This is a genomic window from Erythrobacter colymbi, from assembly GCF_002155685.1.
GTDB lineage: Bacteria > Pseudomonadota > Alphaproteobacteria > Sphingomonadales > Sphingomonadaceae > Erythrobacter > Erythrobacter colymbi.
In genome coordinates this window covers 364,061-378,216 of record NZ_MUYK01000003.1, presented here as the reverse complement: position 1 = coordinate 378,216, position 14,156 = coordinate 364,061, and the positions used below count along the sequence as shown (strand labels likewise).

The following is a 14,156-nucleotide window of genomic DNA, read 5'->3' as shown; positions in this document are numbered from 1 at the left end:
GGTGCTAGACGCAAAGTTGCGCCCGCTGATCGACCCGCCCTTGAACGCCGTCGGCCGCGCGCTGGCGGGAATGGGCGTCACCGCCAACGCCCTGACCTTCGCCGGCCTCGCGCTCGGCCTTGCCGGAGCCGCCGCCATTGCGCTCGGCCATATCGGCTGGGGCCTGACGCTGATCCTCTCCAACCGGCTGGCGGACGGGCTCGACGGGGCGGTGGCGCGGGCGAAGGGGCCGTCCGACCTCGGCGGCTATTTCGATATCGTCGCCGACTTCGCCTTCTATGTCGCTGTGCCCGTAGGCTTCGGCATCCTCGCGCCCGCCAATACGCTGCCCGCGCTGGTGCTGGTGGCGAGCTTCGTGCTGACGGGGGTGAGCTTCCTCGCCTTCGCCGTCATCGCGGGCAAGCGCGGCGCGACCACCGAGGCGCACGGGAAGAAGAGCTTCTTCTACTCGACAGGACTGGCCGAGGGCACGGAGACCATCGCGGTCTTCATCGCCATGTGCTGCGCGCCGGCATGGTTCGGCACCATCGCCTATGCCTATGCGGGGCTTTGCGTGCTCACCGTGTTCCAGCGGAGCGCGATGGCGGTCTCCACGTTCCGCGACTAGCGCGCTGCGGTCCCCAGCAGCGCTTCGGTCCGCGTGCGCAGATCGTTGATCCGGGTCGCATTCGCCCCGAGGTCGCTCACGCCGACGCGGCTCACCGAGCGGAAGTCGATCTGGGTCTCGCCCACGCGGGCGACCACATCGTCCTTGAAGCCGAACCAGAAGCTCGTCGCCACGCCCTCGACCGTGCCGGCCGCAGCGTCCTGCCGGATGTCGGTGAGGCCCATCGCCTCCATCGCCGCGGCGACCGCCATGAGACCCTGTTCGCGGGTCGCACCGCCAAGCGGCAGCGGGGCCGGACGGTCGGGCATCGCGGTGATGATCTGGGCGTAGGACTTGACCGCCAGCTCCTGCGAGCCGCGGGTCTTGTAGGGCTCGATCTGGCCGAGCGGGGTCTGGTAATCGCCGAGCGGATTGGCCCCCGCCGCCTCGCGCGCGGCCATGGTCGCGGCCGAGAAGACCGGCGGATTGGCGGTATCGGTGGCGATATCGTGGATCGGGTTTGCGCCCGCGGTCGCCTTCAGGCCCGCCATCTTGCCGAAGGCGAGGCCGACGCCGAACAGCGCGACCAGCGCGATCACCAGCAGGCCGGTGCGGCGCGGCTTCTTCACCAGCGCCATGATCAGCGAGACGAAGGCCGCGAGCCCCAGCAGGCCCAGCAGCACCGGTCCGCCCTTGATGATCATCGCGACCAGGCCGAACTCCCAGCTCCATATCCCGATCTTCGTGCCGAGCGCGGCGGCGACGAAATAGAGCGGGACGAACGCCGCGAGGGCGAGGACGATCTTGCTGTGCCAGGGAAGCGTGTTCATGGCGCGCGACCATAGCGCCCGCGCCGGGCATGGCAACATCGAGCCGCGCTGGCGGGCGCATTCCAATCTTTCGCAAGCCTGCCGGAAACCGTTTGCACCTTCACGCGTTAGGTCGCTGCGGTACCTGGGGAGAGGGGCGGCAACATGGTTGAAGTCCCGCTTTTCATGCCCGAGAATCTGGAGTAAGGCCCGCGGGGATGCGGGAGGAACTGAATTGTTCAGAGGACAAACGACATGAAGCGTAATTTCCTGATGGGCGCTGCCGCGCTGGCGGCTCTTGCCACTCTGTCGGCTTGCGGTGGCAAGAAGGCTGAAGATGCGGCTCCGGCTGCGACCGAAGAAGCGGCCGCTCCGGCCGAGACTCCGGCTGCTGCCGAAACCCCGGCCGCTGCTGCGGCTGCTCCGGGCGCCAAGCTCGAATTCGCCAGCTTCACCACCGACGCCGCCGCCGGCGAAAAGGTGTTCGCTGCGTGCCGCACCTGCCACGTGTTCGACGAAGGCGTGAACCGCGTCGGCCCGTCGCTCCACAAGATCGTCGGCCGCAAGTCGGGCTCGGTCCCGGGCTTCAGCTACTCGGACGCCAACAAGAACAGCGGCATCACCTGGAACACCCAGGAACTGTTCGACTACCTCAAGGACCCGAAGGCCTACGTCCCGGGCACCAAGATGGCTTTCCCGGGCGTCAAGGACGACCAGAAGCGCGCCGATCTCGTCGCCTACCTCGTGGCTCAGTCGGCCAAGTAAGCGACGCGCCCTCGGGCACGCAAAAACGGGCGGTGCAGGCAACTGCGCCGCCCTTTTTCTTTGCGCGCCGGCCATGCGTCAGGCCGCGAGCAGGCTCGGGTCGGCGGGGCAGTGCGTGCGCAGGTAATCCTCGTGCGTCGACAGGCTGGCGACCGCGCGGGTGACGAGGGTCTTCACATTGCCGAGGAACTCGGCGAGCTGCGCGGGCGCGATCTGGTCGGCCATCGGATCGTAATCCGCGGGCATCACCCCCTGGCCCAGCATCACCTGCACCCAGCTCGCATCGCGGAACAGGTCATCCACGTCGCGCCCCACGCGCCCCGCGGCGGCGAACAGCGCGATCTTGTGGGTGAGGCTGTCGGGCACCGCCATGTTCTTGCAGTAACGCCAGAACTCCGAATCCTCGCGGGCGGTCTGGTGGTAGTGGAGGATCAGGAAGTCGCGGATCTGCGCGAACTCCGCCTCGCACCGCTGGTTGTATTCCTCGCGCATCGCCGCAGGGTCTCCGGCGCGTGGGAAGAGCTGGATCAGGCGGCTGACGTGCGACTGGATCAGGTGGATCGAGGTGGATTCGAGCGGCTCGAGGAACCCGCTGGAGAGGCCGATCGCGGCGCAATTATGCGCCCAGAAAGTCTCGCGCCGCCCGGTGGTGAAGCGGATCGGGCGCGGATCCCTCAGCGCTTTGGTGTCGAGCCCGGCAAGCAGCGTGTCGGCCGCCGCCTCGTCGGTGGTGAAGCCCGAGGAGTAGACGTGCCCGTTCCCCGTGCGGTGCTGGAGCGGGATGCGCCACTGCCAGCCCGCATCCTTCGCCGTCGCGCGGGTATAGGGCACCAGTGTGGGCAGCCGCTCCGAGGGCACCGCCAGCGCGCGGTCGCAGGGGAGCCATTTCGACCAGTCCTGATAGCCGACGCCCAAGGTCTCCCCCAGCAGTAGCGAGCGGAAGCCGGTGCAGTCGATGAAGAAATCGCCCGCCACCTGCTTGCCGCCCTTGAGGGTGATGCTAGTTATGTCCCCGCTCTCCCCATTGCGCTGGACGCTCTTGACGATGCCCTCGGTGCGGGTCACGCCCTTGCCCTCGGCGTATTCCCGCAGGAACAGGGCGTAGCGGCTGGCATCGAAGTGGTAGGCATAGGCAAGGCCGGTCATGCTGGTGTTGCCGACGCGGTCGAGCTTGCCGAAGCGTGCCTGATCGGCCGCCATCTGGTGGAGCGAATAGTCCCACAGCCCCCTGGGGTCGGCCGCGGTCCCGGCGCTGCGCCGCCAGTAGTGGTGGAAGGCGACATGGCCGAGGTTCATCCCCGTATCGCCGAAGGTGTGCAGGTAGCGCGAGCCCTTGCGGCCCCAGTCGACGAACTCGATCCCCAGCTTGAAGGTGCCCGATGTGGCGCGCAGGAAGGCGTTCTCGTCGAGGCCGAGGATCGCGTTCAGGCGGATGATCTGCGGGATCGTCGCCTCGCCCACGCCGACCGTGCCGATCGCCTCGCTCTCGACCAGCTCGATCTGGAGGCGCGTGCCGAGCAGCCGCGCAAAGGCGGCGGCGGTGATCCATCCGGCGGTGCCCCCGCCGACGATCACGAGCTTGTTTACCTGAGGTCTGTCCATGTCCCGTCCCAGTCTCGCCCCTATCCCGCCGCGGGGCGGAAGAAGGCGTTGATTGTCAGCCGGCCCTCGGCAGGGTCGGCGCTCAGCGGCGCGCAGTTATCGATCACACCGCTGTGAAGGATGTTGCCGCGGTAGAAAATCGCGCGGTTGAAGATGCCCTCGGCCACGTGGACACGCTCGAAATGCGGGGCGCCGTCGGTGGGATAGGCGGCGGGCGGCAGGCCGGTGCGGCCATACTCGGCCTGCACCGCGGCAGCATAGCGCGGGTAGGTGTCGGCGGTGAGCGACTCGAGCCCGGTCGAACGGTGGCGGAAGAAGGCCGTGCCGCCGTGGCCGGTGCGGTGGAGATAGAGCATCATCGCGATCTGCTGCGGGTCGGTGCCGTCGACATGGGGCAGGCGCTGCATCGGCACGAGCTCGGCGGGCGGGGTGGTCACCAGCGAATACCACGCCTGCATCGCCCAGCCCCTGCCACCCGCAGGCGCGCCGAACCACTGGTCGAGCAAGGGAGCAAGCTGCACGAGCCAGGCGGCCTGCACCGCCGGATCGAGCGGCGCGCGCACCCCGGGATATTGCGGCGTGATTTTTGCAAAATTTTGCAAACCGGCCTGCAAAATCGCATGTTCCGGCGCCACGAGAAAATTGTCGAGACTGACAAGATGCTGATCTGACGAGGGAAACTGCTCCTCCCGCCAATCGGCAAGGGCAATTCCCCAGCTTGCAGGGGAGTCGTGTGCGGCGGAGGTGGGCTGGCTGGCCATGCGGGGGAGCCTAACAAACTCCCCGCAGTGCTCCAAGCCGGAAGGACAAACCTATGAAATCACGTCAAAATACAGGGAATTCGGGTCTCCCCAAGGCGCGTTCGACAGGCCGGAACCGCCGTGGCTTAGATGCTGCACTGCGGCAACCCGCAATACTGTGACAATCGCGCAACATTCGCCTCGATGATAGCGCTATCATCATCTCCCATGCCGGCGCCATCGCTCCGCAAACATCTATAATATATGAAAAACACAAGATTTTTGGCCCCTCCCGAAAAGCCTGTGATTTGGCGATTTACCTGAGGTTCAGGTTCCGCTATGAAAAAAACTGCAAAAGCGCTCATTCGAAGGGTGCTTGCGGGAGGGGACTTCTGATGAAAATGAACGGGATCAATGCAAGCGCGCGCCTGCTGTGCGGGGCCGCTACCTTTCTGGCGCTGACCGCCACCGGCGCGCCGGTCATGGCGCAGGATGCGGCCGAAGCCGAGCCGGCGGCCACCACGACCACCGAAGAAGGCGAGGCGATCGTCGTCACCGGTATCCGCGGGTCGATCCAGACCTCGCTCGATGCCAAGCGCAACGCCACCTCGATCGTCGAAGTGATCGCGGCCGAAGACCTCGGTCTGCTCCCCGACCAGTCGATCGCCGACTCGCTTGCCCGCCTCCCCGGCGTGACCGCCCAGCGCGTGCGCGGCCGTTCGCAGCAGGTCTCGATCCGCGGCCTTGGCCCGGACTTCAGCCTTGCCCTCCTCAACGGCCGCGAAGTCGTTTCGGCCGGTAACAACCGCGGCATCGAATTCGACCAGTTCCCCTCGGAACTCGTCGCTTCGGGTGTGGTCTACAAGACCGGTGACGCCCAGCTCGCCGCGATCGGCATCGCCGGTGCGGTCGACCTGCGCACCGTGCGTCCGCTGGATTCGAAGAAGCGCCAGATCACCGTGTCGGGCACCTACTCGATCAACGACAACGGCAAGCTCAACCCCGATTTCGCCGATGACGGCTACCGCTTCTTCGCGAGCTACATCGACCAGAACGATTCGGGCACCGTGGGCTGGTCGCTCGGCGCGACCGTGCAGTCGATCCCGACCCAGTACATCTCGCGCGAGCTGAAGACCAACAACAACGGCCAGGTCTCCCGCACCCCGAGCGGCCTGATCTACCCCTCGGACAACCCGCGTCAGGGCGTGGTCAGCCGCAACTTCGAGCGTACCTCGGTTGCCGGTAGCCTCCAGTTCGAGCCGACCGACACCCTGTCGATCACGCTCGACGGCTTCTACACCAACACCAAGGACAGCGGGATCTTCCGCGGCACCGAAACCCCGATCGCTTCGTGGTCGGGCGCCAGCTTCGTCAGCGCCACCGGCAGCGGTCCCTTCGCCGACAGCGCGACCTATTCGGGCGTCGTTCCCATTCTGCGCACCGACACGCAGGGCGCGGATTCGGACATCTTCGCGCTCGGCCTCAATGTCGACTGGAAGGCCAACGACAACATCGGCTTCGTGCTCGATTACGGCTACTCGGTCCTCGACCGTAACGACATCAACTACGAAAGCTATGCCGGCACCGGCCGTGCCCGTTCGGGTGCGCAGGACCGTCTGACCTTCACCTTCCCCGACAGCGGCGAATACACCATCGCCAGCCAGGTCGATTACACCAACCCCGCCAACTCCCTGCTCACCGATCCGGGCGGCTGGGGCCAGGTCGGCTTCATCAAGGAGCCGCGCATCGATGACGAGCTGCACCAGCTGCGCACCGAAACCTACTGGGAGTTCGACGGCGGCCTGATCGACCGCATCACCCTCGGCTGGCTCTACACCGACCGCGAGAAGAACTTCGACTCGAACGAAAGCTTCCTGCGTCCGACCGCCGCCTTCGGCAACGGTCTGCGGGTGCCGACCAGCGCGATCGTGGGTTCGACCAACACCAAGAGCCTCGGGATGGACATCCTCGCCTACAACCCGGCGAGCTTCCTGACCGACGGCACCTACCGCGTCGAGAAGGCGACCTTCGACACGCAGTGGGTGGTGGCCGAGCAGGTCCACAACTTCTACATCCAGGCCAATATTGACGGCGATCTCGGCTCCGTGCCGGTCCGCGGCAATATCGGCCTGCGTTATGCGGATACCACGCAGCGTTCGACCGGCACGATCACCGGCGGCTTCGTCAACACGGTCGAATATTCCTTCGACAACTGGCTGCCGAGCATGAACCTCTCCTTCGAGGTTTCGCCGGACCTGTTCGTGCGTGTTGCCGCGTCGCAGACGATCACCCGCGCGCGGCTTGACCAGCTCGCGGCCAACCAGAACCTCGATTACAACCGCACCGTCTGCACCGACGGTCCGGACGCCGACCAGATCCCGGATGCGCTGATCCCGGGTGCGTTCCAGCCGCCGCAACGCGTCTGCTACACGCTGGGTGGCGGTAACCCGCGGCTCGAGCCGTACCGGTCGACCAACCTCGACCTGTCGATCGAAAAGTACTTCACCCCGGGCACGGCGATCATCGTCGCGGGCTTCTACAAGGACCTGGGCGACTGGGTGCTCGATCAGACCAACAGCGTGAACCTGACCCGCGAGATCAACCTCGCCGGCTGGCAGGCGCTGCTGAATGCCAACCCGCAGCTGGCGCAGGGCACCTATTCGGGCCCGACCAACTTCGCGAGCGGCAAGATCAAGGGCATCGAGGGCACGCTGCGCCTGAACTACGGCGACCTCACCGAGGCGCTCGACGGGTTCGGCAGCTTCGCCAGCGTCACCTACTCGGATGCGAAGATCACCAACGGCAACGCCTCGATCTCGATCCCGGGCTATTCGGATCTCACCTGGTCGGGTGACATCTTCTACGAAAAGCACGGCTTCCGCGCCAAGCTGGCCGCTCGCTACCGTTCGGGCTTCCTCTCGGAAGTGCAGAACTTCGCGGGCCAGCTCCAGGGTGCCGAAGCGCAGGGTGAAACCATCCTCGACGGCCAGATCGGCTACACCTTCGAGAAGGCTGACGGCTTCCTCAACGGTGTGCAGATCCTCGCGGAAGTGTTCAACCTGACCAACGAGCCCTTCGTGACCCAGAACGACCTGTTCAACGCGGGCGGCCAGCGGGTCGGGACCTTCCCGAGCCGGCACGAAATCTACGGCCGGACGTTCAACTTCACGATCCGCAAGAACTTCTGAGCGGACAAGCGAGCAGTCTTCGGGTCGCACCGAGGTTGCAGCAGGGGGCTCGCCAGCGATGGCGGGCCCCTTCGCTTTTGGGCGCGGACCAGAGCGGGCCAGATGGCAGTTCGCGCGGGGTTAGCGGGTGGCAGACCCCCTCTAGCCGCTGCTAGACCCCCGCCAGACCTCGTCTGGCGCGATGTTTAACGTGAAACATTGGCCCCGCGGGGCGCTGCGGCGGAACTCAGGCCGCGAGCGGCGGCGCGGCGCAGTGCCGGGCGATGAACTCGCCGTGCGACGGCATGGCCGCCACCGCCTCGTCCATCGCCTGCCGGATCTGCTGGAGCCGCTGCGCAACCGGTACCCCGGGGCGCATATGGGCAAGGGCAGGGGCCTTCTCGGGTACGATGCCCTGCCCGAGATAGACCGCGATCCAGCTGGGATTGGCGAACAGCTCCTGCCCGTCGGCCACCAGCGTCCCGTGGGCACGGAAGTGGTCGATCTTGTATTGCAGGCTGTCGGGGATCGGCATGGCGGCGCAGTAGCGCCAGAGCTCGGAATCGTCCCGTTCCATCGCCTTGTAATGGAGGATCAGGAAGTCCCGGATCAGCTCGTATTCCCTTGAAGTCTGGGCATTATATTCGCGCGCGAGCAGGGGCGACATTGCGGCGTCGGGCAGCAGCGCGATGAGGCGCAGGATGCCGTACTGGATGAGGTGGAGGCTGGTCGATTCCAGCGGCTCCATGAACCCGGCCGACAGCCCGATAGCGACGCAGTTCTTCTCCCAGAACCTGCGCCGCTTGCCGGTGACGAACCGCAAGGGGCGCGGATCGGCGAGCGCCTTGCCGTCGAGATTGGCGAGGAGGGTGCTGGCCGCCTCGTCCTCGGAGATGAACTGCGAGCAATGGACATAGCCGTTGCCGGTGCGGTGCTGGAGCGGGATGCGCCACTGCCACCCCGCCTCGCGCGCGGTGGAGCGGGTGTAGGGGGTGAACTCCCCCCGCTCGCAGGGCACCGCCACGGCGCGGTCGCAGGGCAACCAGTGCTGCCAGTTGTCATAGCCCGCCTGCAAAGCCTCTTCGATAAGAAGCCCGCGGAAGCCGCTGCAATCGATGAAGAATTCGCCCGCGATGCGCTCGCCATTGTCGAGCGTCACGGCCTCGATGAACCCGTCCTCGCCCCGCAGCGAAACGTCCACCACCTTGCCCTCGACCCGGCGGACGCCCCGTGCTTCGGCAAAGCGCCGCAGGAAGGCGGCATAGAGTCCGGCGTCGAAGTGGTAGGCATAGTCGAAGGTCGACTGGATCAGCCGCCGGTCGGGCGAGGGGTGGGCGAACTTGCCCGCTTTCGCCATCGCCCAGCACATCGAGAAATCGTCGATCGGGCCTTCGATGCGCCCCTCGAGGCTCTCGCGCATCCAGTGGTGGTAGAAGGGAACGCTATCGAATTCAGCGCCATACTGGCCGAAGGGGTGGAAGTAGCTGTGGCCCTTGCGCCCCCAGTCGACGAATTCGATCCCGAGCTTGTAGCTGCCTTGCGTCTCGCGCACGAAGGTCGCCTCGTCGATCCCGAGGCGCTGGTTGAAGTGGCGGATCGGCGGGATGGTCGCCTCGCCCACGCCGACGGTGCCGATCGCCTCGCTCTCGACGAGGGTGATCGCGCAGGATTTGCCGACGGCATCGCTGAGCGCGGCCGCGGTCATCCAGCCGGCGCTGCCGCCGCCGACGATCACGATGCTTGTCAGAGGTGCCGCCGTATCGCTCATCCCCCGCAACTCTCGCGGATAAGAAGGCTCGTTTCAAGCCGCTGCGAGATCGCCGGCCCATCGCCCTTGTCGATCAGCTTGGAGACCAGCATCCGCCCGGCAAGGTTCGCGTCCTGATCGATGGTCGTGAGCTGCGGCGTGACGAGGCGGGCGGCGGGGATGTTGTCGTAACCGACCACCGAGACGTCCTCCGGCACCCGCAGGCCCGAGCGCGTCAGAGCCCGGATCGCGCCGATGGCGATGAGGTCGGAAGCGGCGAAGATCGCGTCGAAGCGCAGTCCCTGCGCGATGGCGCTGCGGACCGCGGCCTCTCCCGAATGGACTTCGAAATGGGCGGGGACGACGAGGGCATCATCGAGCCCCATGCCCGCCTGCTCCAGCGCCTGCCGGTAGCCGCGGAAGCGCTGTTCGGCTTCGGGCGCTTCGGTGTCGCCGAGGAACATGATGCGCCGCCGTCCGAGCCGCGCGAGGTGCGCCGTGGCCCGTCTGCCGCCTGCAAGGTTGTCCGATCCGATCACGCAATATTGCGCGTCGGGGAACTCCGCGCCCCACACCACGAAGCGGTTGTCGCGCGAGACGAGGTCGTTGAACGCGTGGTGGAGCGAGGACTGCCCGATGAAGATCACGCCGGTCGCGCGGCTCGTGCTCATCGCATAGTCGAGATCGCCGCTGGCGCGGGGGGAAAGGTGGCTGATGATAAGGTCGGCGTTCCGCTCGCGCGCGGCTTCGGCGATCCCGGCGAGCAGTTCGAGGAAGAAGGGGTCGGAAACCCGGCTGTCGCGCGCCTGCGGAGCGGGGACGACCACCGCGAGGGTCGCGTCGGCCCCGATCGGCCCGCTCGGCATGCTCGCGCGGAACTCGTAATCGTGCGCGCGGGCGATCTGCCAGATCTGCTGCTTGGTGCGCCGCTTGACCGAGGGACTGTCGTTCAGGGCGCGGCTGACGGTCGAAATCGACACCCCCGCCTCGCGCGCGATATCCTCGAGCGTGGCGCTGCGCCTTGAGGAGGAGGGCGGGTTGTCCGCCATCAGCCCCCCTGCACCGCCGCCCAGTACCCGGTGCCGGGCGCGAGGGCTTCGGGCACGGTGCCGGGGCCGACATGGCTCTCGGTCGCGATCAGGGTGAGGACGCCCAGACCCTCTGGCGCGGTCCAGTGGCCGGGCGCCTCGCCGAGGTTGAACACGCACAGCACGCTGCCGCTGTCAGCGTGGCGGATGAAGGCGAGGATATCCTCGGGGCTGTCGAGCAGCTCGATCCCGCCGGTCGCCAGCGCCGGATGCTGCCGCCGTGCGGCGAGCAGCGCGCGCGCGAAGCCGAGGGTCGAGGCGGGGTCGGCGGCCTGCTTGTCGACCGCGAAACCGGTGTGCACCGGATCGAGCTTGAGCCAGGTGCGGTTCGCGCTCGAAAAGCCCGCCTGCGGGGCGCTTGCCGCCCAGGGCATCGGGGTGCGCGCGCCGTCACGGCCGAGCGTGTGCGGCCAGTTGGCAATCGCTTCGGGGTCCTGCAGGTCCTCGAAGGCGACCTCGCCCTGCGGCAGGCCGAGCTCCTCGCCCTGATAGATGATCGGGTTGCCGCGCAGCGCCAGCAGCACCAGCAGGTTGAGCCGCGCCATGCGGCCCATGTCGCCATCGAGCGTCCAGCGGGTGACCGCGCGCGGGGCATCGTGGTTCGAGAAGGCCCACGAAGGCCAGCCTTCGCCCGGCTCCCCGCTCCACTGCGAGAGCGACGCGCGCACCAGCGGCGCGGTGAGGCGCGGGGCGTAGAGGAAATCGAAGTTGTAGGCGCTGTCCAGCCGCTTGCCGCCTTCGGTGAAGGCCTTCATCTCGGCGAGCGGCTCCGGCCCGCCGACTTCGGCGACCGTGAAGCGGCCGGGGAACTCGTCGATCGTCTGTCGGATACGCTCGAGGAAGCGGGTGATGTCCGGGTGCGACTGGTTGTACTGCTTGATCTGCATGTCGAAGGGCCGGGTCACCAGCTCCATCGGCGTGCCCGACGGCGGGTTATCGCGCAGCAGCGGGTCATGCATCGAGAAGTTCAGCGCATCGAGCCGGAAGCCGTCCACGCCCCGCGCCAGCCAAAAGCGCGCCACATCGAGCAGCGCGTTCTGCACATCGGGGTTGTGGACGTTCAAATCGGGCTGCGAGGTCAGGAAGTTGTGCAGGTAGTACTGCTTGCGCGGCCCGTCCCATTGCCATGCCGATCCGCCGAACACCGATTGCCAGTTCGACGGGGGCGAGCCGCAGGGCTTGGGGTCGGCCCAGACGTACCAATCCGCCTTGGGATTGGTGCGGTCCTGCCGGCTCTCCTGGAACCACGCGTGCTCGTCCGAGGTGTGCGAATAGACCTGGTCGATGATCACCTTGAGGCCGAGGCGGTGGGCCTTCTCGATCACCCGGTCGAAATCGGCGAAGGTGCCGAAAGAGGGGTCGATCCCGCAGTAATCGGCGACGTCGTAGCCGAAATCCTTCATCGGCGAGGTGAAGAACGGCGAGATCCAGATCCCGTCGACGCCCAGATCTGCGATGTAGTCCAGCCCGTCGGCAATGCCCGCAAGGTCGCCGATCCCGTCGCCGTTGGTGTCACGGAAGGAGCGCGGGTAGATCTGGTAGATGACGGCGCCGCGCCACCAGGCGAGCGTGCCGGCGGCGTCGTCAGCGGTGGCGGCAAGAGCGGTTGCCATTAGTCGTCAGTCTCCAGAATGCAGGCGGCGTAGCCGAAGGCAGGCAGCGAAACCTTGACCGATCCGGGCGCAGCGAGCGCGGACGGACAGGTCCCGACCAGCGGCGCGACGCCGCGGGCCGCGTAGCTGACCTCGATGTTTTGCGAAAGTGGCTTGTCGCCGGTGTTGAACAGGGCGAGCACGCGCTGGCCGCTGGCAGGATCGTGGCGCTCGACCGCGAGGAGGCCGGGGCCAAGCTCGGTAAAGGCGCGCACCGTGGTGAGGCCGCGCCGCAGGGCAGGGCTGGCGGTGCGCGCCTTCGCAAGATCGGCGATCAGGCGGTAGAGCGGATGGGCGGGGTCGAAGTTGCTCTGCGCCGTGGTCGCATCCGAACCGACAAGGTTGTTGTCGTTGTAGAGCGCGACGCGGCTGGGGAACATATCCTCGCGCGCCAGCTGGTCGTTGCCGTCGGAAATGAAGCCCTGCTCGTCGCCGTAATAGACCGTCGGCACGCCGCGCAGCAGGAACATCATCGCATGGCCGAGCTTGACGCGGGCGAGGAGCTTCGCCTCGTCGGCATTGCCACTCATGTCACGCACGAACATCGAGAAACGCCCGAAATCGTGGTTGCCGAGGAAGGTCGGCAGGCCCAGCGCGGTCTTGGCGCCGCCGGGATAGATCGCGTCCTGCTGGAGGAATTCGGCCATCAGGCGCGGGCCGGCCTTGCCGCTCGCCACCAGCTGCGCGGCCTTGGCGAAGCCCATGTCGAGCGCGTAGGGCAGATCGCTTTCGGCCATCACCTGCGCGGCGATGGTGGCGCTGGGTTCCTCGTAGGCGATCTCGCCGAAGATGTGGAAGTGCTTGATCCCCTTCGCTTCGGCGCGCTTCAGGATCGCGGGCACGAAGGCGCGCCAGAACTCGGGGTTTACGTGCTTGGCGGTGTCGATGCGGTAGCCGTCGATCCCGTAATCGTCGATCCACTGGCTGAAGATGTCGATCATCCCGCTGACAACGCGCGGGTTTTCGGTCGCGAGGTCATCGAGCCCCGAGAAGTCGCCATAGAGGCTGCTCTCGCCCACCCAGTGCGAATTGCCGCGGTTGTGGTAGAGCGTGACGTCGTTGAGCCACGCGGGCACCTTCACGTTCTTCTCGGCCGGGGTGACGACCGGGGTGTAGGCGAAAGACGGATCGGTCAGCCCCGCCCAATTGGCGGGATCGGGATTGTCGTCACCCGCAAAGCCTTCGTTGATCGCCTTGCCGCCGGGGCCACCGCGGCGCGAGAAGGGGTATTCGCCCTTGCTGCGATAATCGTACTTGCCTTCGGCATAGTCGATCACATCGGCGGTGTGGTTGATGATGATGTCCATGTAGACCTTCAGCCCGCGCGCATGGGCGGCATCGACGAAGGCCTTGAACTCGGCGTTGGTGCCGAAATGCGGGTCGACCTGGGTGAAATCGGTCACCCAGTAGCCGTGATAGCCCGCGCTCTCCTGCCCGGGCATCCCCTGCACCGGCTTGTTCTTGAAGACCGGCGCGAACCAGATCGCGGTGACGCCCATGCCCTGGATATAGTCGAGGCGGCTCGTCAGCCCCTTGAGATCGCCGCCGTGGTAGAAGCCCTTGGCGGCGGGGTCGAAGCCGTGCTGGAACGGGCCACCCTTCAGGCCACCCTTGTCATTGGCCGGATCGCCGTTCTCGAAACGGTCAGGCAGGACGAAATAGATGATCTCGTCCTCGAGCTGGCGCTCGGCCAGCGGCGGTGCGGCGACGTGGGGCGCGGCGCCCTCAACTGCGACCGGCCCTCCGGCAATAGCGGTGCCCGAAATGCAGGTGCCTGCGCATAGCACAGCCGCAAGGCCTGCGAAGATTCGCGTCATGTCCCAACTCCCTCCGGCCGCGGTTGTGACAGCTTGGGAAAAATTTTGCAAATCTTTGTGACGCGAGCGTGCGTGGCTTGTGCTGGCGCGCAAACTGCTCTTTTCCCTAACAAACCTCAACCGGATAGAGGGGGTTTCGCGATTTTTCCGGTGCGAAACGGCAAAGTTTCTTGCAAATTTTTG

General features: G+C 66.5%; 10 protein-coding genes. 3 read left to right on the top strand and 7 right to left on the bottom strand.

Annotated features, from left to right (window positions below; translation table 11 throughout):
* The first annotated feature begins 1 nt into the window (after window position 1).
* Window positions 2-607, top strand: coding sequence for a CDP-alcohol phosphatidyltransferase family protein (locus tag BZF57_RS08485; RefSeq protein WP_086736719.1), 606 nt, complete (start codon window positions 2-4; stop codon window positions 605-607).
* Here the strand turns inward: BZF57_RS08485 and BZF57_RS08480 are convergent.
* Window positions 604-1,416: a DUF1499 domain-containing protein gene (locus BZF57_RS08480; RefSeq protein ID WP_086736717.1), complete on the bottom strand. Its 813-nt coding sequence runs from the start codon at window positions 1,414-1,416 to the stop codon at window positions 604-606. The genes BZF57_RS08485 and BZF57_RS08480 overlap by 4 nt on opposite strands.
* A 234-nt stretch (window positions 1,417-1,650) precedes the next feature.
* On the opposite strand from BZF57_RS08480, the gene BZF57_RS08475 reads away from it, so the two are divergent.
* Window positions 1,651-2,160 carry a c-type cytochrome gene (locus BZF57_RS08475; RefSeq protein ID WP_240505904.1) on the top strand — a complete coding sequence of 170 codons (510 nt, stop codon included), beginning with the start codon at window positions 1,651-1,653 and terminating at the stop codon, window positions 2,158-2,160.
* 78 nt (window positions 2,161-2,238) lie between these two features.
* On the opposite strand, the gene BZF57_RS08470 is transcribed toward BZF57_RS08475, so the two are convergent.
* Window positions 2,239-3,762, bottom strand: coding sequence for a tryptophan halogenase family protein (locus BZF57_RS08470; RefSeq protein ID WP_086736715.1), 1,524 nt, complete (start codon window positions 3,760-3,762; stop codon window positions 2,239-2,241).
* Between the two features lie 20 nt (window positions 3,763-3,782).
* Window positions 3,783-4,472, bottom strand: a complete 690-nt coding sequence (locus tag BZF57_RS08465) for a DUF6445 family protein (RefSeq protein WP_086737120.1) — start codon at window positions 4,470-4,472, stop codon at window positions 3,783-3,785.
* A gap of 431 nt (window positions 4,473-4,903) precedes the next feature.
* Between BZF57_RS08465 and BZF57_RS08460 the strand changes: the two genes are divergently transcribed.
* Entirely contained in the window at window positions 4,904-7,690 is a 2,787-nt protein-coding gene (locus BZF57_RS08460; RefSeq protein ID WP_086736713.1) for a TonB-dependent receptor, read from the top strand.
* A 226-nt stretch (window positions 7,691-7,916) separates the two neighbouring features.
* On the opposite strand, the gene BZF57_RS08455 is transcribed toward BZF57_RS08460, so the two are convergent.
* From BZF57_RS08455 to BZF57_RS08440, 4 genes are read right to left on the bottom strand one after another with little or no spacing between them, the layout of a single operon-like run.
* Entirely contained in the window at window positions 7,917-9,437 is a 1,521-nt protein-coding gene (locus BZF57_RS08455) for a tryptophan halogenase family protein (protein ID WP_086736711.1), read from the bottom strand.
* Window positions 9,434-10,465 (bottom strand): LacI family DNA-binding transcriptional regulator, encoded by a 1,032-nt coding sequence (locus tag BZF57_RS08450; protein ID WP_086736709.1) that lies wholly within the window; start codon window positions 10,463-10,465, stop codon window positions 9,434-9,436. The genes BZF57_RS08455 and BZF57_RS08450 overlap by 4 nt, the downstream gene beginning before the upstream one ends.
* Window positions 10,465-12,117, bottom strand: coding sequence for an alpha-amylase family glycosyl hydrolase (locus BZF57_RS08445; protein WP_086736707.1), 1,653 nt, complete (start codon window positions 12,115-12,117; stop codon window positions 10,465-10,467). Before BZF57_RS08445 ends, BZF57_RS08450 begins: the two co-directional genes overlap by 1 nt.
* Window positions 12,117-13,973, bottom strand: coding sequence for an alpha-amylase family glycosyl hydrolase (locus BZF57_RS08440; protein ID WP_086736705.1), 1,857 nt, complete (start codon window positions 13,971-13,973; stop codon window positions 12,117-12,119). Before BZF57_RS08440 ends, BZF57_RS08445 begins: the two co-directional genes overlap by 1 nt.
* Between the last annotated feature and the right edge of the window lie 183 nt (window positions 13,974-14,156).